The sequence below is a fragment of the Desulfurispora sp. genome, assembly GCF_052744395.1.
In genome coordinates this window covers 41,645-59,981 of the sequence record NZ_JBRAJI010000013.1, presented here as the reverse complement: position 1 = coordinate 59,981, position 18,337 = coordinate 41,645, and the positions used below count along the sequence as shown (strand labels likewise).

Annotated in this window: 16 protein-coding genes; 5 read left to right on the top strand and 11 right to left on the bottom strand. The window is 54.8% G+C overall.

Going from position 1 to position 18,337, the window contains the following annotated elements; genetic code table 11:
- The 11 genes from ACUVTU_RS05425 to ACUVTU_RS05375 form a co-directional block, all read right to left on the bottom strand.
- A partial coding sequence (locus ACUVTU_RS05425) for an acetate/propionate family kinase (RefSeq protein ID WP_445888938.1) occupies positions 1–1,163 on the bottom strand: 1,163 nt, incomplete at its 3' end.
- Positions 1,164–1,305: 142 nt separating this feature from the next.
- On the bottom strand, positions 1,306–1,941 hold the full coding sequence (locus tag ACUVTU_RS05420; protein WP_445888942.1) for a phosphate propanoyltransferase: 636 nt from the start codon (positions 1,939–1,941) through the stop codon (positions 1,306–1,308).
- Positions 1,942–2,190: 249 nt separating this feature from the next.
- Positions 2,191–3,711, bottom strand: a complete 1,521-nt coding sequence (locus ACUVTU_RS05415; protein WP_445888937.1) for an acetaldehyde dehydrogenase (acetylating) — start codon at positions 3,709–3,711, stop codon at positions 2,191–2,193.
- A gap of 18 nt (positions 3,712–3,729) precedes the next feature.
- Positions 3,730–4,500, bottom strand: a complete 771-nt coding sequence (locus tag ACUVTU_RS05410) for a cupin domain-containing protein (protein ID WP_445888936.1) — start codon at positions 4,498–4,500, stop codon at positions 3,730–3,732.
- 14 nt (positions 4,501–4,514) lie between these two features.
- Positions 4,515–5,060, bottom strand: a complete 546-nt coding sequence (locus ACUVTU_RS05405) for a BMC domain-containing protein (RefSeq protein ID WP_445888935.1) — start codon at positions 5,058–5,060, stop codon at positions 4,515–4,517.
- On the bottom strand, positions 5,060–6,406 hold the full coding sequence (locus tag ACUVTU_RS05400) for a 4Fe-4S dicluster domain-containing protein (RefSeq protein WP_445888934.1): 1,347 nt from the start codon (positions 6,404–6,406) through the stop codon (positions 5,060–5,062). The genes ACUVTU_RS05405 and ACUVTU_RS05400 overlap by 1 nt, the downstream gene beginning before the upstream one ends.
- Before the next feature lie 32 nt (positions 6,407–6,438).
- Positions 6,439–6,705: a EutN/CcmL family microcompartment protein gene (locus ACUVTU_RS05395; RefSeq protein ID WP_445888933.1), complete on the bottom strand. Its 267-nt coding sequence runs from the start codon at positions 6,703–6,705 to the stop codon at positions 6,439–6,441.
- 15 nt (positions 6,706–6,720) lie between these two features.
- The gene (gene eutM, locus ACUVTU_RS05390) at positions 6,721–7,005 is read right to left on the bottom strand and encodes an ethanolamine utilization microcompartment protein EutM (RefSeq protein WP_445888932.1); all 285 of its coding nucleotides are present in this window, start codon (positions 7,003–7,005) and stop codon (positions 6,721–6,723) included.
- Positions 7,006–7,064: 59 nt separating this feature from the next.
- Positions 7,065–8,033, bottom strand: a complete 969-nt coding sequence (locus ACUVTU_RS05385; protein WP_445888931.1) for an amidohydrolase family protein — start codon at positions 8,031–8,033, stop codon at positions 7,065–7,067.
- A 12-nt stretch (positions 8,034–8,045) separates the two neighbouring features.
- A complete protein-coding gene (locus tag ACUVTU_RS05380) occupies positions 8,046–9,155 on the bottom strand; it encodes an iron-containing alcohol dehydrogenase (RefSeq protein WP_445888941.1) in 1,110 nt (369 codons plus the stop codon).
- 300 nt (positions 9,156–9,455) lie between these two features.
- Positions 9,456–10,862: a sigma-54 interaction domain-containing protein gene (locus ACUVTU_RS05375; RefSeq protein WP_445888930.1), complete on the bottom strand. Its 1,407-nt coding sequence runs from the start codon at positions 10,860–10,862 to the stop codon at positions 9,456–9,458.
- 432 nt (positions 10,863–11,294) lie between these two features.
- On the opposite strand from ACUVTU_RS05375, the gene ACUVTU_RS05370 reads away from it, so the two are divergent.
- The 5 genes from ACUVTU_RS05370 (at position 11,295) to ACUVTU_RS05350 (ending at position 18,334) form a co-directional block, all read left to right on the top strand.
- Entirely contained in the window at positions 11,295–12,350 is a 1,056-nt protein-coding gene (locus ACUVTU_RS05370) for a DctP family TRAP transporter solute-binding subunit (RefSeq protein ID WP_445888929.1), read from the top strand.
- Positions 12,351–12,422: 72 nt separating this feature from the next.
- Positions 12,423–14,318 carry a TRAP transporter large permease gene (locus ACUVTU_RS05365; RefSeq protein WP_445888928.1) on the top strand — a complete coding sequence of 632 codons (1,896 nt, stop codon included), beginning with the start codon at positions 12,423–12,425 and terminating at the stop codon, positions 14,316–14,318.
- Between the two features lie 128 nt (positions 14,319–14,446).
- Entirely contained in the window at positions 14,447–16,942 is a 2,496-nt protein-coding gene (hpsG, locus tag ACUVTU_RS05360) for a (2S)-3-sulfopropanediol dehydratase (RefSeq protein WP_445888927.1), read from the top strand.
- A gap of 70 nt (positions 16,943–17,012) precedes the next feature.
- Positions 17,013–17,963: a (2S)-3-sulfopropanediol dehydratase activating enzyme gene (gene hpsH, locus ACUVTU_RS05355; protein WP_445888926.1), complete on the top strand. Its 951-nt coding sequence runs from the start codon at positions 17,013–17,015 to the stop codon at positions 17,961–17,963.
- Positions 17,960–18,334 carry a DsrE family protein gene (locus ACUVTU_RS05350; protein WP_445888925.1) on the top strand — a complete coding sequence of 125 codons (375 nt, stop codon included), beginning with the start codon at positions 17,960–17,962 and terminating at the stop codon, positions 18,332–18,334. The genes hpsH and ACUVTU_RS05350 overlap by 4 nt, the downstream gene beginning before the upstream one ends.
- Positions 18,335–18,337: the final 3 nt, after the last annotated feature.

Sequence of the window (18,337 nt, the reverse complement as noted above, 5' to 3'; positions counted from 1 at the left end):
CGGGCAATCACCAGCTCCTCATCGGTAGGGATTACCAGCGCCTGCACGCGGGAAGCTGGCGTGGTCAAACAGGCCTCCCGGCCGCGGGCACTGGCCGCCTGCTCGTCCAGCTCCAGGCCCAGCCAGGCCAGCCCCGCCAGAACCTGCCGGCGAATATAAGGCGAATTTTCCCCAATCCCGGCAGTAAACACAACAGCATCCACCCCGCCCATGGCCACAGCAAAAGCGCCAATCCACTTCTGCACACTGTAGACAAACATGTCCAGGGCCAGCCGGGCCCTTTGATGGCCGGCGGCCGCTGCCTGCTCCAGATCCCGAAAATCGCTGGACAGACCGGAAACGCCCAGCACACCGCTGCGCTTGTTCATCAGCTCACTGACCTGTGCGGCGGTCAGGCCTTCTCTTTCCATCAGCAGCGCCACCACCGCCGGGTCAATGTCGCCGCAGCGCGTGCCCATGACCAAACCGGAGAGCGGCGTAAAGCCCATGGTGGTATCCACCGAACAGCCTCCCTGCACCGCACACAGGCTGGAGCCGTTGCCCAGGTGACAGGTGATCAGCCTTAGCTCCTGCAGGGGCCGGCCCAGCATCTCTGCCGCCCGTCCGGCCACATAGCGGTGGGAAGTACCGTGAAAGCCATACTTGCGCAGGGCATATTTTTGGTAATACTCATAGGGCAAAGCATACATATAGGCTTTTTCGGGCATGGTCTGGTGAAAAGCCGTATCAAAAACCGCTACCTGCCGGGCGCGGGGCAAAAGCTGGCGGCAGATTTTAATCCCGGTCACATTGGGGGGATTGTGCAGCGGGGCCAGGCTGCTCAGCTCTTCCAGTTTCTGCAGCACATGGTCATCCACCACAGTGGAGGAGGAGAAGGTCTCCCCGCCGTGCACCACCCGGTGACCAACCGCCCCAATATCTGCCGGACTGATGCCCAGGCCGGCATCACCCATGCGGCTTAAGATGGCCTCCACAGCCGTGCGGTGCTCCGGAAGGCGCATTTCCCAGGTGATCTTTTCCTGGCCGGCTACCTTTTGCGCCAGGCGCGAGCCGGAAAGGCCAATCCGTTCGGCCAGCCCGCTCAAAAGAACCGACTCATTTTCCATGTTGTATAGCTTGTACTTGACCGAAGAACTACCACAGTTTAAAACCAGAATGAGCACGCTTATCTCTCCTGCTGCCATAAATTTTCACTCTGTCCTGATACAGGCGGACCGAATATTCCAGGGGCATTTTCTCCGGGTAACTAAAAAAGGGAGCCGAACTCCCCTTTTTAGCATTGTTCTGAAAGCACCGGCAAACTTGCTAACAGCCGGCAACAGCCTTTTTCTCCCCCAGACGGTGTGGTGGAACAATTTCCACCCGGTCGCCGTTTTGCAAACCTACTGCATTGGCCTCGTCCATATCCACATGCATTTCCAGCCGGAAAGAATCGTGCACCCTTACCAGCACCTCGGCGAAGGTCACCGCCCGGGGCCCTTGGGCCCGCACATAGACCTTATCTTTGTCCTGGACGCCGAAGCGGCGGGCATCGGCCGGCGACATGTGGATGTGCCGGGCGGCAATGATGCAGCCTTCGGGAATGGTCACCGCTCCGGCCGGCCCCACCAGGGTAATGGGAGCCGAACCGGCCAGATCCCCCGAGTCGCGCAGGGGAGCCCGCACACCCAGCTTAAAGCAGTCGCTGATAGAGATCTCCACCTGGGTGCGGGAGCGCAGCGGGCCCAGTACCCGCACCTTTTCCAGCACCCCTTTGGGCCCCACCAGGGTGACGGTTTCTTTGCAGGCGTACTGCCCGGGCTGAGACAGGTCACGCTCTTTATGCAGCTGGTAGCCCGGCCCGAAGAGGGCGCTGAGCTCCTCTTCCGCCAGGTGCACATGCCGGTTGGACACGGCCAGGGGAATGAGCCAGGCGTCCTGTTCGGCAGCCGGTACGGCCAGTACGGCCTGTCCTCCTTCCGCCGGGTGGCTGTCCCGGTGGCCAGTGCTGGCGACCGCGTCCGCGCAGGTGGCCGGGAGAGCGGAAGCCGGGGCGGGGGCAAACTGCTGCCCCCGGCTTACCAGCTCCTGCACCACCAGGCGGGTGATCAGCCCCACCAGTTCGGTCTGTTTATCCCGGGGCAGGTCGTTCATGGAAAAGGTTTTCCGAGTGCAAGTTGTTGTTTGCAGCATAACCAGTCCACTCCCGCCCTACTTGATCTGCAGGTTGGCCATCACCTGGCGGACTATCTTTTCAATCTCGGTAACAGCAATGGTGGGCCCGGCGGTCTGGGCGGCCTGTCCGGCCTGCGGAGCCGGGGCCGGGGCCGGGGCGGCAGTAGCGCAGGCGGCAGCTGGCCCGCCCTTGCTCCAGGACGGGGTATATTCCTTGATCCCGTAGGCCAGGCGCTTGATGTTGAGCAGGTGCAAAGGCGTAACGTTATCCGAGGTGCTGCTGCCACCCCAGGTCCCGCAGCCCAGGGTAAAGGAAGGGGCCAAACCGGTGGTATAGCCCACACCGCCCAGTGCGGAAGGGGTGTTGACCAGGATGCGGAAAACCGGCTTTTTCAGGGCGAATTCGCTGATCACTGCTTCATTGCGGGAGTGGATCACCAGAGTGTGACCGATGCCTTCTTCTTCCAAAAGGGCCAGGCAGCGCTCACAGGCGGCGTGCCAGTCCTTTTCCACATAAAAGCCCAGCACACAAGTCAACTTTTCATGCGAAAGGGGGTACTCTTTGCCCACCCCGGCCTGTTCGCCGATCAGCACTTTGGTGCCCTCGGGAATGGTGATGCCGGCCATCTGGGCTACCACCCGGGCACTTTTGCCCACCACGGCCGGATTCATGCCCCGGGGGGTAAAGAGAATACGGCATACTCTGGCGGTTTCTTCGGCATTCATAAAATAGCCGCCCTGACGCTTAAATTCAGCGACCACTTGCTCTTTAATGCTTTCTTCTACCACTATGGCCTGCTCGCTGGCGCAGATGGTACCGTTGTCAAAGGTCTTGCTGGCGATAATGCAGCTGACCGCGTAGGCAATGTCGGCCGAGGCCTCAATAAAGGCGGGCACGTTGCCCGGCCCCACACCGTAGGCCGGCTTGCCCGAGCTGTAGGCCGCTTTGACCATGGCCGAGCCGCCCGTGGCCAGGATCAGGTCGATGTCATTGCTCTTCATCAATTCATTGGTGGCTTGCATGGTCACCTTGCTCAGGCAACCAATGATGCCTTCCGGCGCCCCGGCTTTTACCGCTGCTTCATGCAGCACCTGGGCGGCGGCAAAGGTGCAGCGGGCCGCCGAGGGGTGAGGGGAGAAAACGATGGCATTGCGGCTTTTTAAGCTGATCAGGCTTTTGTAGATCACTGTGGAGGTGGGGTTGGTGGAGGGCACTATGCCCATGATCACGCCTACCGGAGCGGCAATTTCTACAACTTTACTGGCCCGGTCCTCCCGGATGATCCCGGCGGTTTTCATGTCCTTGATGTATTCATACACACCCTGGGCGGCGAAAAGGTTCTTGGTAACCTTGTCTTCAAAGACACCGAATTTGGTTTCATCCACCGCCATGCGGGCCAGCCACTCGGCGTTTTGCACCGCGGCTTCCGACATGGCCTGGACAATGCGATCCACTTCTTCCTGGCTGTATTCGGCAAAGGCTTTCTGGGCCTGCCGGGCTTTGCGGGCCAGGTCCCGCGCTTCCTGGATGGAACTAAGATCGTAATCTAACAGCATTCCCAGCCCTCCTGTTTTCTAGCTAGAAATTTCCTGCCAGTTGGCCGGGTAGGTGACGTAGAAGAATTTGACCCGGTCGGGGCAGCCAAAGGTGATTTTACTGCCACGGGGGATGTAGAACACGTCGCCGGCCTGGCCGGTGTAGATCCGGCCGTTGATGGTGATTTGCAGGGTACCTTCAATGATGTAGTCGTACTCGTCGTAGTTCAGTTCCCAGTCAAAGGCCGTGTTCTCCATGGTCATGAATCCGGCGGCCAGGCGCGGACTTTCTTTTACTGGCAGCAAATCGGCCAGGGCCACTTTGTCCCCGGGCCTGCCGGTGTCAAAGGGGGCCAGCGCTACAGTCTGGCCGTGCACCAGCCGGATGCCGGAAGGGTCGCGCTCAATGCGCGGTCCGCTATTGGCTCCGCCCAGGCCCAGCTGCACCAGCACTTCCTGGACCACCCGGGCCACCAGGGCGGCATCCAGGCCACCCCCCAGCTGCCGGCAGACCTGCTCAATCACTCCGCCTGGTTGTCCTGCAGCAGTAGTAACGGCAGCAGCAGCCGGCACGAGTGCCACTGCCCCACCGGCTGCCGGCAGAGCCGCGGCAGGAGCTGGCGGTGCAGGAGATGGCGCCATCGGCGGAGCACCGGAGGCGGCGGAGAGGTTTTCTACAAAGCCAACGCCCAGTTCCCGGGCGCTGTCCCGGGCGGCCGGGGTGACGATGGTGTCTTTATCCACGACCAGTTCTTTCTTCCCGGCGGCGGCCGCTTTCTGGACATCGCCGGCGGTGATCAGCTTTTTCATTGACAACACATCCTCTACAGGACAGCTTTCTTGAGCATACCGGCCGGCGAGGGAATGACCACCTGGTCAATCAAGAGGCCCTGGTCGGCAGCTTTGGCCGCGCCGGCTTCTACGGCCGCTTTGACGGCGGCTACATCTCCGGTCAGGGTGACGTAGGACTTGCCACCCAGCCCCGCCGCCAGCCGGATCTCGATCAGCTCCACTTCGGCGGCCTTGGCCGCCTGGTCGGCGGCCACGATCAGCGAGGCCACAGTAAAGGTTTCGATGATCCCCAGCGCCTGCAGCTGCTCTACAGTGCTGCTGGCGGTAATGGCCGGAAAAACGGCCGGGTGCACATTGGGCAGGACGAAATCGTCTACAACGGCTTGACCGCCCGCTGCCACGCCGGCTTTTACGGCGGCACTGACGGCGGCCACATCACCACCTACCAGGGCCATATATTTGCCCGGACAGATGGGGTTGGCGGCCAGGAGCTCTACCGCCGCGGTTTTGACCATGATGTCGGCCGCAGCAATGCCGCGGGCAATGCTGTTAAACTCTACCAGTCCGATGGCGTTCACTAGTTTTCACCCCCGGGCCAGGCTTCTATGGTGATGTGGGCGGCAGTTATTTCGGTTACCCGCCCGCTGATGCTGGCATGTACAGCCGCTCCCAGGGCACCTTCCGGCACCTGGCCGATGGCCTGTCCCCGCTTTACTTCCTGGCCGGCACTGACCAGGGGCTGGCAGGGCACTCCCGCGTGCTGTTTGAGCGGTATGACCACCCGGGCGGGGTTTATTTCCACTTCCTCCAGGGGAGCGGCGAGGTTATACCGCTCCAGTCCCAGAAAGCTGATCAGCCTTTTGACCGGTATGCGCCGGTAGGCTTGTTCGGGCATAGGTTTGCTTTCCGGCAGCGCCCCGCTGTAGCGGATGCCCTGGGCGAAAAGCTGCTGTTTGAACAGGCTGTTCACCCGCCGGGGCGAAAGGCCCATGGGACAGGCATATTCGCAGGCACCGCATTCAGAGCAGAGCAAACTGGATTTGACGGCCGCAGCATCGCTTAAAAGGTAGGCCAGGGAACGCATGACCTTGTGCGGTTCTAAGCGGTGGCCCAAAAGACGCCGCGGGCAGACATCGCTGCAGCGCTGGCACTGCACACAGGCTACCCGGGACAGCTTAATTTCTTTTTCAATGCTGCGGGTTTTGCGTACAACCAGCGGGTGATCGGCCGGCAGCACGATCAGTCCTTTGGTGGTCTTGGTCACCGGCTGCTGCAGGCTGCCCAACAGCCGCCCCATCATGGGGCCGCCTTCAATGACCGCTTTGCCGCCTAGGTCCCGGCAGCCGGCCAGGGCCAGCACGTCCTGAACGGCTGTGCCGATAGGCACCCGGCAGGTGAGTGGTTTTTTTACTGCGCCGGTGATGGTAAGAAAGGTATCTACTACCGCCTGGCCTTTGAGCGCATCTGCAATGTTGAGCAGGGTTTCTACGTTGGTGACGATGCAGCCTACGCTTATGGGGATACCGGCTTCGGGTACGACCCGACCGGTGACACAGTTTACCAGCACATGCTCATCGCCGGCCGGATAAAAGTCCTCCAGGATGAACAGTTCCAGGTTTTTTTGCCTGTTTTGTCTTTCCAGGGCTTTTTGCAGTTCATTTACGGCACTGGTGTATTTGGCTTTCAGGGCTATGACGCCCCGGGCGGCACCGGTGGCTTTGACCAGCGTCTTTAAGGTGCGCCACAGGTCCGGGGCGCGCTGGCTCATGATCTGCTGGTCCACGCGCAGGAGCGGTTCGCACTCGGCACCGTTGACTATTACTGTTTCCGCCCGGGCGGCCATTTTGATGTGGGTGGGAAAGCCGGCTCCCCCGGCCCCCACTACGCCGGCCCGCGCGATGGCCCCGGTTAGTTCTTCGCCCATCTCTTCACCTACTTTTATCTGGCTTCCCGGCTCTATTGGTTTTCTCCTTCGTCGATTATTCCGGCTATGGCGGCATCCACTGGCTTGTTCACCAGGTCGGGCAATAGGCGGGCGGCGCTGCCCTGCACCACCAGCACTTTCTCGCCTATGCCGGCTCCAATGGGGTCGGCCGCCACCAGCAGCCGGCCCCCGCTTTCTTCTGCGTCCTCGATCAGCCGCACAATCATAAATTTCATGCCCGTCAGGGTTTCGTCTTTGCGTGTGCTCCACACGCTGTCCACTACGCGTCCCAGCAGCATGGTTCGTCCACCGGGCTATTTTTCCATTTTGGGCAAGATGTTTTCTACATCAGCATGGGGCCGGGGAATGACATGTACCGAAACCAGATCGCCAATGCGCTGCGCCGCTGCCGCGCCGGCATCGGTGGCCGCCTTGACCGCGCCCACGTCGCCGCGCACCATTACGGTCACCAGACCGCCGCCGGCGTATTCTTTACCAATTAGAGTAACATTGGCTGCTTTTACCATGGCATCGGCTGCTTCAATGGCGGCTACCAGACCTTTGGTTTCGATCATGCCCAGGGCGTTGGAAATACTCATTTTGCTTACCTCCTGATTTAATGATTGATAATTTATTCAGGCACCGTTAAAGGAGCCTGTTAGCTGCTCAAGAAAGAAGCCAGGATGTGGCGCAGGTGCTGTTGCTCCTGTTCTTGTTGCCTTTTTTGCTTCTGCCGGGAGGAAAGGTTGTTTCCAGTTTCGGTGATAGTGGTTATGCTGGTCCGGACCGGGCTTTGTTCCGTGTCCAGTTTAAGGATGCGGGCGGCATTCTGGTACATCACCTTTTGCCGCACCTCGTCGGTAAAAGGTAATTTGGCGTAATTCTGCAGTGCCTGTTTGAAATTAACAAAGGGGTGGGCACTGGCGTACAGGAGTTTGTCGCTGATAATGGTATTGGCAGCTTGCACATAGGCCTCGGACTGAGGGAAAAACTCGTATTCAGAAATGTCAAAGTAAACGTTGGGGTTGCGTTGCGCCACCATGATCATTTCATTAACCCAGGGATAACAACCATGACTGACCACAATGGTTAGCTCGGGGAAATCCCGGGCTACATAGTCAATGTAGCGTGGGGCCACATGGTCGATCACCGCACTGGGTACAAAAGAAGCCGGCCCGGTAGTAATAACAATGGGAATATTTAATTCACAGCATTTGGCATAGATGGGGTAGTATTTGGCATCGTGCACATAAATCTGGGCCAGATAAGGGTCGATGGAGGCCCCCTTAAGACCTAGGTCGTAATAAGATCTTTTCAGCTCTTCCACTGCGGCCATGCCTTTATGAGGGTCAAGACCGGCAAAACCGATAAATTTTTCTGGATATGCCCTTACAAAGTTGGCCACACCATCGTTGCTGCCCTTCCACTGATAGGTGGTTTCAGCATCACGGCCCAGAATGACCGCTTTCTCTACGCCGTGCTTGTCCAAATCAGCCACAATTTCATCCAGATCCTGGGTTTCTGTGGAAAAATTGATGGATTCACACAGGGCTTTGAACATTTTGCTCTGAGCAATGGCCAGGACATCCGGGGTGTGGGGCCGGAAACGGAAATCAATTACTTTCATTACAGCACCCCTTTAGATGGTTAATGCTTGATTGTAAAGTTTAATAGCATCGGCCAGGGTAACTTCCCGGGGGTTGGTGAGCATATTACGGTGTTGTATAGCGGTAGTAGCCAGCTTTCTGATGGCATCCCGGGTAAAGCTCTGACTGATACATATAGGCCTGTTCAGTGGCAGATCTCTAATCAACTCCCGAATGGCCAGGATGGCCAGACGGGCTGCCCGGTGTTCGGGCAGTTTGTGCACCGGCTGACCGAAGCAGCTGGCAATATGCACCATTTTTTCCGGACAGGCCGTTGCATTGAATTCCAGCACAGGTAGCAGCAGTGTCAGACATGCCTGTTCATAGTTAATTCCTGGTTCTGTGGCCAGGGTACAGGCCAGGGCACTGATAGCGCCCAGCCCGGAGTTGGTTGAACCCAGAGTAGTATAGAGTGAAGCATTCAGGATAGCTTCAGCAGCAGCCAGGTTTTGTCTGCTGGCCACAAAGCGGCGCAGATAACGGGCTATCTGGCGGATTGCCTCGAGATTAAAGAGATCGCTTAGTTCAAAACTGTTGGTGGACAGGTAACCTTCGATGGCGTGGGTTAAAGTTATCAGTCCACCCCAGGCCGCTCTCTCCTGTGGTAAATTTTGGAGCATTACAGGATCCAGCACGGTAATGGATGGGGATGACGTTAAAGGTGCTTGCTCCTGGGGAGTAGTGCCCAGAAGATCCGGTAAGGTTTGTTCCAGTCCGGTACCGGCGTATGTGGGTACCGCTACCACCGGTGGTTGGTGATAGCTTTTTTTCCATTCTGGCAGGGATTCCAATAATAAAGAACGGGCATGCATGGCACTGATAGCTCTGGCCGTGCTTAGTACATTGCTGCTGCCTACGGCCAGCAGGGCATCGCACTGGTCGTTGCGAAATACCTTTAATCCTTCCTCCACCAGCCGGATATCGGGCTCAGGACCAATATCCTCAAACACATCAAAAGCCATGTTTTCACGGCTCAGGGCATCCAGAATATCCAGTAAAAGTCCGTTGTTCAGGATACACTTTTCCGTGCATACCAGTACAACGCGGCAGCCCATCTTTTTAAATTCATGTCCCAGCACTTTGCGGGCATCCCGGCCGCTGATAATTTTAGGGGCGGGGGAAAAGGTAAAAAACCGGGCCGATTGCGTCTTTTATCGCCTCCTCCAAGTTGTTATTGGTTTTTAAATTTGGGGGTAATTTTGTGGCAGGTGTGTTACGCAATTTTGATACCACTGGGGAAGGATTAGGTAGGGAGAAATTTTTGCCCGGGGGATGAAGAGGGCTCTTGTTGAAATGTTGCAATACGAGCAGGAACAAAAATGTCCGGTTGTTGACCAAAACAGGCGGGCCGGATATTGCAAAACTGCACACCCGGCCCTTGTAAATTTGCAACAAAAGGGGTTTTATAGCAAGCCGTGTTTTTTTAATTTCCGGAACACAGTGGAACGGTCTACCTGGAGGTTTTTGGCAATGGCTGTTAGGCTGCCGTGGGTTTGCAGGGCCTTCTGTAACAGGGCTTTCTCAAAAACATCCATTATTTGGTGCAGGGAGCGGTTTTCCTGTTCGTGGCCGGTGGCAGCCAGCAGTTTTTCTCGTAATTCATCAGTATTTAAAATGTAGCCGGGCAAATCGGCAGGGGATAGTTCTTCTTTTTCCTGGGTTACCACCAGGCTCTGGATAAGGTTTTCCAGTTCCCTTACATTACCCGGCCAGCGATATTCGAGTAAAATATTTTCCACTTCCGGGGATAAATACAGGCATTTTTTATATTTGGTATTATATTTGCTGAGGAAGTAGTTAATTAAAGGCAGGATTTCTTCCCGGCGTTCGCGCAGGGGAGGAATTTCCAGCACGGCCACCCGCAGCCGGTAATACAGGTCGCTGCGGAAGGTGCCTTCCTTTACTGCCTGTTCCAGATTTCGGTTGGTGGCGGCAATAAAGCGGACATCTACTTTGCGTACCCGGGTGGATCCTACGCGCATAACTTCCTGGTCCTGCAGAACGCGTAACAGTTTGGCCTGCATGGATAGAGGCAGTTCGCCGATCTCGTCCAAGAACAGCGTGCCGCCATCGGCCATTTCAAAATAGCCGGGCTTGCCTTTGTGGCTGGCACCGGAAAAAGCTCCCGGGTCGTAGCCGAAAAGCTCGGATTCCAGCAGATTTTCCGGGATGGCGGCGCAGTTGACTTTAAAAAAGGGTCCTTCGCCGCGCTGGCTGTGCAGATGGATTTTGCGGGCCAGTATATCTTTGCCCACGCCTGTTTCGCCCAGCAGTAAAACCGTGGTGTCGGTGGAGGCGATGCGTTGGAGCAGCTCTATGAGCTTGAGCATGCGCGGGCTTTTGACAATGACTTCTTCGCCATTCAGGGTTTTGTGGCGTAAAAAACTTGCTTCCAGGTGATACTTTTCAATCAGTTCGGCCTGGGAGGCTATTTGCTCTTTTAACTGAGAAAGTACGGTGATGTCCCGGACATAGGTGACCACAAAGGTTACCTGGCCGGCGGGATTGAAAATGGGGTAGCCGTTCAGCACCAGCTTGCGGCTGGACTTAAAAAGCTGCACCGCCGTATGGGGCTTGCCGGTTTTTACAATAATGGGGTTGAGGGCAATATCAAAAACCCCTTCTTTTTTTAAGTCGGTGACCAGGCGCCCTATGAGTTCCTCCCTTTTTAATCCGGTCATTTTTTCGTAGGCGCTGTTAACCCAGACGGTTTCGCCCTGGGAATTGGTGATGTATACCCCGTCGGAAAAAAGGTCCAATATTTTATAAAAATAGCTCAGCGCACGCTGTTGCTCGGTGGTATGTGTCACAAACAGCCCCCCAGGCATTAAAAAGATATATTCAGTATTTTAATTTTAGCATGATTTTCGACAGAATGGGTGTAAATTCGTGTCCCGGTGTGGGAGGTCTTCCTCGGGAGCGGGAAGTTGTATTTCTGCACATGTGTTGCAGTAATGCAATGATAACATGGCCGGTGGTCCTGGACAAGTTTTTAAACACATCAAAAGTGTCGTCTGGATGACAAGGACCGGCTGAACTTGTGCAAGTGTGCACAGGTTTATTTTGGTGCGAATAGGTAGAGGAGAAGTAGATCAGCCTTTTATTGAGCTGGCACAGCCTTTGCGAAAAGGTGAGTAGAGATTTGGAAACATCTGATGTTGAAAGAAGGTGATGCATTCAGGTATACGGCCAGCAATTCCATTGGGTATTTTAAACTAAGAAAGGAATCGGAGGTAGAGAAAATGTTTGGTGCAAAGCGCTGGTTTAAAGGTGTGCTGGCGGTAATGGCTCTGTCTACCCTGGTGTTGACCGGCTGTGGCGGTGGAGCGAAAAACGGGGAGGGAGAAAGCAAGCCGGCGGCGGGGGATGGCAAGGCCATCACCATTCGTTTGGCTCATCCCATGGCCCCGGGCAATAATGTGACCCTGGGTTATGAAAAGTTCAAAGAGCTGGTGGAGCAAAAGTCCAATGGTAAAGTGAAGATTCAGCTTTATGGCAACACTGTGCTGGGCAGTGACCGGGTGACCATGGAGGCTGTGCAAAAGGGCACTTTAGAAATGGCTTCCAGTTCTTCACCCAATATGGCCAGTTTTTCACCCAAATGGATGGTGTTTGACCTGCCTTACATCATATCGCCGGATAAACAGCAAAAATTGTACAAGGCGCTGGATGAGGGGGAACTGGGCCAATATTTTATTAAAGATTCAGAAGCCATTGGTTTAAAGCCCATCATGTTTAGTGAATATGGCTATCGCAATTTTGTCAGCACCAAAAAGGAAATCAAGAATGCGGCCGATTTAAAGGGCCTTAAGGTGCGCACCACCAACTCGCCGGTGGAGGTGGCGGTGGCCAAGGCTCTGGGCATGAACCCTGCGCCCATCGCCTGGGGAGAAACATATACCGCCCTGCAGCAGGGCACTGTGGACGCTGAGGGCAATACATTCGGTCTGCTTTATGATGCCAAGCACCACGAGGTGCTCAAGTATGCCATGACTTCCGCCCACAACTACAGTATGCATATTTTAATGATTAACAAACAATACTTTGATAATCTGCCCAAGGATGTACAGGATATCTTGCTGGAAGCGGGCAAGGAAGCTCTGCAGTATGAAAGACAGATTTCATTTGATCTGGAACAAAAGGCCAAACAGAAATTCATTGATGCAGGCATCAAGGTACATGATATGACATCGGCCGAACTGGAGGAGATGAAAAAACTGACCAAACCGGTTTGGGATGAGTTTAATGACAAGATCGGTCAGGATTTAATCGATCTGGTTGTGAAGGCACAAGAGTAGGTTGTTTTAAAAACGAGGAGCGGGATGTGCTCCCGCTCCTCCTACACTAACTTGCTAGAGAGGGTTATGCCCATGCCAAACGAGTCGGTAATGGCGCGTCCGGGGGCCGATGGGGCTCCACCATACTGGCGCAGGACGCTGGCCTGGTTGGATGAGCATCTGGAAAAGCCGATATTGTTTATCGGTCTTCTGGCCATCATTCTGATTATCACCTTCCAAACCTTTTATCGTTATCTGGCCACCCATTATCTGGGGGCCAGTGGTGGGGCCACCTGGACCGAGGAACTGGCCCGGTACATCTTTGTCTGGATTTCTTACCTGGCTATTCCTCTAGCCATTAAGAAACGCAGCAATATCCGGGTGGACATTGTTTATGACCGTTTGCCGGCACGCTGGCAGCAAATATCCTGGATCGTTGTGGATGTGTGTTTTCTGGTGCTGGCGTCTGCGGTACTGGTGATGGGTATTGGCCACCTGCAAATGCAACTGGCCATGCCCCAGACTACACCGGCCTTGCAAATCCCCTTCTTCATTCCTTATCTCATTTTGCCGCTGGGCTTTGGTCTGATGGCCCTGCGGGTAGGACAGGATCTGGTACGCCAGGCTATGGTCTGTGGAGTAAAGGATACCCTGATTGGTCTGGCGGCTTGCCTGGTGCTGGCTGTACCGGTGTTTACCTGGCAGCTGGATACCCTGGTCTGGCTATTTGGTTACTTTGTCATCTTTTTGGTGCTGGGAGTGCCCATTGCTATCGCCCTGGGGCTTTCCGCCCTGGTGACCATTGTGGGGACGGGCACTCTGCCGGTGGAATATGTGGCCCAGATTTGCTTTACATCTATAGACAGTTTTCCCATTATGGCCATTCCTTTCTTTGTGGCGGCCGGCGTGTTTATGGGGGCGGGCGGCCTGTCCCGGCGGCTTTTTGCCCTGGCCGATGAAATGCTGGGTTCGCTTTACGGCGGCATGGCGCTGGCCACAATTGCTACCTGCATGTTTTTTGCGGCCATCAGCGGTTCCGGGCCGGCTACGGTGGCGGCCATTGGTGCCCTGACCATTCCGGCCATGGTGGAGCGGGGTTATGACAAATATTTTGCGGCTGCGGTGGTGGCCTGTGCCGGAGCCATCGGGGTGATGATCCCCCCCAGCAACCCCTTTGTGGTTTACGGGGTTTCCGCTCAAGTGTCGATAGGCAAGCTGTTTTTGGGCGGCGTGGTGCCGGGGATTTTAACCGGCCTGGTCTTAATGGCGGTAAGTTATTACACTTCGCGCCGGCGGGGCTGGCGGGGGGAGGAGCGCCCGCGCACCTGGCGCACCTTTGGCCGGGCTTTCTGGGAGGCTAAATGGGCTTTGCTGGTGCCGTTGATTATTCTGGGCGGCATTTACGGAGGGCTCATGACGCCCACCGAGGCAGCGGCGGTGGCTGCTTTCTATGGCCTGATTGTGGGAGTGTTTGTTTACAAAGAAATTAATTTGAAGAACATCACGGCCTGCTTTATGGAGGCCTGCAGCACATCGGCCGTGGTAATTGTGCTTATGGCCATGGCGACCATCTTTGGCAATATCATGACCATTGAGCAGGTGCCCAACCGGATTGCCGAATTGATCCTGGGCATCACCAGCAGCAAAATCATGATCTTGCTCATGATCAACCTGTTGTTGCTCTGGGTGGGAACATTTATGGAGGCGCTGGCGGCCATTGTGATTTTAACTCCCATCCTGCTGCCCGTGGTGACCCAGGTGGGTGTGGATCCGGTGCATTTCGGGGTGATTATGGTGGTCAACCTGGCCATAGGTTTTGTCACTCCGCCCGTAGGTGTAAACCTGTTTGTGGCCAGCGGTGTAGCCAAACTGAAGATAGAACAGCTGTCCAAAGTGGCCCTGCCCCAGTTGCTGGCCATGATCCTGGTGCTGCTCCTGGTCACTTATGTGCCGGCCATCTCCCTCTGGCTGACCAATCTGGTTAAGTAATAAATTTTCACTGGCGCTTTTTTGATAAACTTTTGCCTCTACGGTGAGGCAGTAGCAAGTTTTAATTAGCAATGTGGGTTATTTAAATCAAATTTATCCTAAATTATTTTTGAGGAGGCGCTAAGGTTATGAGCACCTGCACCAGCTGTTGTACTGTACTTTCTCCCCATGAGCAAAGGGTTCATGAGGAAATGCTGGGTAAAGATGACTTTAAAAAGGGTCGGGAGAGAATCTATAAGATTCTGGAAAGCTTTCAGGGTCAGCGCCCGATCATTGACATTGAGCGGGCCAAGTATTTCACCGAATCTTTCAAACAGACCGAAGGTCAGCCCCTGATTTTGCGCTGGGCCAAAGCTTTGCGCCACATTGCCGAAAACATCACGGTCTATATCGATGACCACCAGCTGCTGGTGGGGCGGGCCGGTGCCCAGGGGCGGTACGGGATTTTATATCCCGAGCTGGATGGCGATTTTCTGGATCTGGCGGTTAAGGAACTGCCCAACCGGGTGGAATCGCCATTTAACATTACCCAGGCCGACGCCGATTATATTATCAATGAGATAGCACCGTACTGGAAAGGCAAAACCTTCCACGAAGACCTGGCTATCTCCTTGCCTGCCGATACGCTTAAATTGACCTATGATCCGGCCGATCCGCTCAAGTCGCGCTTTATAGTCAATGAAACCGCTTCTTTCCGCTCCTCCATCCAGTGGGTGCCCGACTTTGAAAAAGTGCTCAAGCGGGGCTTCAAAGGAATCAAGGAAGAAGCGCTGCAGAGGCTGGCGCAGCTGGATCCTTTAAGCCCGGTGGACAATATGGAGAAAAAACCCTTCCTGGAAGCCATTGTGATTGTCTGTGAGGCCATTGTAACCTGGGCCAAAAGGCATGCCCACCTGGCGGCGGAAAAAGCGGCCCGGGAAAGCGATCCGGTGCGCCGGCGGGAACTGGAGCAAATTGCTGCCATATGCGCATGGGTGCCGGAAAATCCGGCGCGTACCTTCCACGAAGCGGTACAATCGCAGTGGTTTACCCAGATGTTCTCGCGCATGGAACAAAAAACCGGCACAATTATCTCCAACGGCCGGATGGACCAGTATTTCTATCCCTATTATAAGCAGGATCTGGCGGCCGGGCGGATAACCGAAGAAAAGGCTATGGAATTGCTGGAATGCATGTGGGTGGCCATGGCCCAGTTTATTGACCTGTACATTTCGCCTACCGGCGGTGCCTTTAATGAAGGGTATGCCCACTGGGAAGCTGTCACTGTTGGCGGTCAGACTCCCGATGGTCGGGATGCCACCAACGAACTGACCTATCTCTTTTTAAAATCCAAGCAGCAGTTTCCGCTCAACTATCCCGACCTGGCGGCCCGCATTAATGCCCGTTCGCCAGAAAGGTATCTGTATGAAGTGGCGGAAACCATCAAGGAAGGTTCCGGTTTTCCCAAACTGATCAATGATGAAGAGGTTATTCCTCTGTTGCTGGCCAAGGGTGCTCGTTTTGAAGAAGCTTTTGATTATGCGGTTTCCGGTTGTTCGGAGTGCCGGATGCCCAACCGGGATACTTTTACCAGCGGTTGCGCTTATATCAATTTTGCCGCAGCAGTGGAGATGACCCTGTACAACGGCCGGATGAAGAAGTATGGTGAAGAGCAATTGGGTTTAGTTACGGGAGATCCCTGCCAGTTCCAAACCTGGGAAGAATTCTGGCAGGCTTACCTGGCTCAGCAAACCAACTTCTTAAAACATGCCTTTATTCAGCAATACATTATCAACAATCTGCGGCATAAGCACTTTGCAGCCCCTTTGCTGTCGGCCATGCATGATCTGTGCATGAAATATTGCAAGGATCTGCATACGCCTGTAATCGAAGAGGGTATTGATCTGGGCTATTTTGAACTGATTGGTTATGCCACCGTGGTGGATTCTCTGGCTGCCATTAAGAAACTGGTCTTTGAAGAAAAACGGTTGACCATGGCCGAACTGCTGGCCGCTTTAGAATCAAACTTCGAGGGCAAGGAAGCCATCCGGCAAATGTTGCTCAATGCTCCCAAATATGGCAATAATGATTCCTATCCCGATGAGATTGCCCGGGAAGTGGATCGGGCAGCGCTGGAGTTTACCCGCAAATATTCTAAGGAACTGGGTGTTCACCTGGATTTGCGTCTGGTACCCTTTACCTCCCACGTGCCCTTCGGTAAAGTGGTCAGCGCAACTCCCAACGGTCGCAAGGCCTGGACGCCCCTGTCCGACGGTTCTTCGGCTTCCCATGGCGCTGATATCAATGGCCCTACAGCGGTGCTGCTGTCCAACTTACACTCCAAAAACTATGGTTATCGGGAGCGGGCTTCGCGCCTATTGAATATCAAGCTTACTCCTTCCTGTGTGGCCGGTGAGGAAGGGACGCGCAAGCTGGTGTCCTTTATTAAAACCTGGTGTGATTTAAGGCTCTGGCATATTCAGTTTAACGTGATCAATAAAGAAACGCTACTGGCAGCCAAGAAGGATCCCGATAAATACCGCGGCTTGATTGTGCGGGTGGCCGGATACAGTGCTTATTTTGTCGATCTTTCCCCCGATCTGCAGGATGATATCATCGCCAGAACCGATCACGATACCATCTAACCTGGTGTTCGGGGTAAACTCCGCCTGGGGGCGTAGTTTACCCCCCTTGATTATATTGGGGGGAATGGTTATGCCGGATGAAAGAAGCCAGTGGGAAAGTTCCGGGGGGGAGAAAAACCGGGGATATGTTTTTAATATCCAGCACTATTCAGTGCATGATGGCCCCGGGATTCGCACTATTGTTTTTTTGAAGGGATGTCCTTTGCGCTGTCAGTGGTGCAGCAATCCCGAGTCCCAGTCTGCGCTGCCCGAGCTGGCTTATAATAGCAATAAGTGTATTGGCCTGGAGCAATGTGGGCTCTGTCTGGCGGTATGTCCTGCGGGGGCTTTGCAGAGCGGTACAGAAGGTAAGATAAGCATTGATCGGGGCCAGTGCCAGGTTTGTCTGCGCTGCATTGATGTTTGTCCGTCCCGCGCTTTAAGCGTTTTCGGTCGTCTGATGAGTGCAGGGGAAGTTTTGGATATTGTAGAAAAAGATGGTATTTTTTATTCTCGTTCGGCAGGTGGCCTGACGGTAAGCGGCGGAGAGCCTTTAGCGCAGCCTCGCTTTTTAGAAGAGCTGTTGCGGGAGGCCCGCCGGCGGCGCATTAATACCACCTTGGAAACCAGCGGCTATGCTGTTGGGGATGACTTGCTGGCTGTGGCCGGTTACCTGGATAGTATTTTTTATGACATAAAATGTTTGGATAAAGAAAAGCATAAACAGTATACTGGTGTTGATAATGAACGAATCATTGCCAATTTATTTGGCCTGCGGGAAAGGTTTCCGGCTTTGCCCATTACTGTGCGCACGCCGGTGGTTCCTGGCTTTAATGATACGCCCGATGATATTACAGCTATTGCCAGGCTGGTCAAACAGCTGCCCGGAGTGGAGTATGAGTTGCTGGGTTACCACCGGTTAGGTGAACCCAAGTACGGTTATATTGGCCGGGAGTATGCTTTGCCGGGAGTGAGTCCGCTGGCCAGGGAAAAATTGCAGGAATTACGTCAATTGGCCCGCAATATTCTAGATGGAAAATGACCGAATTTCTGGAAGGGGGTGATATGCCGGTGGAAAAATGGCGGGTAGTATTTCATGTGTCGGATGGCCAGTTATGGCCCCGGGCTTTAAAAAACATTACTAACTTTTTGCGGGAAGTGGGAGATGCCGCCGCGCAGGTGGAAGTGGTGGCCAACGCGGCGGCAGTGACCGGCTATTTCATGGACGGTGAAGAGTTGGGACAAATGGTTCAGCTGGCCGAGCGCGGGGTGGTATTTAAGGCCTGTCGCAATGCCCTTAAAGAGCACGCGCTGGAAAACAGTGCCCTGCCTCCTTTTGTCCAGGTGGTACCGGCCGGTGTTGCCGAACTGGTACAAAAACAGGCGGCAGGCTATGCCTATATTAAACCTTAGAGC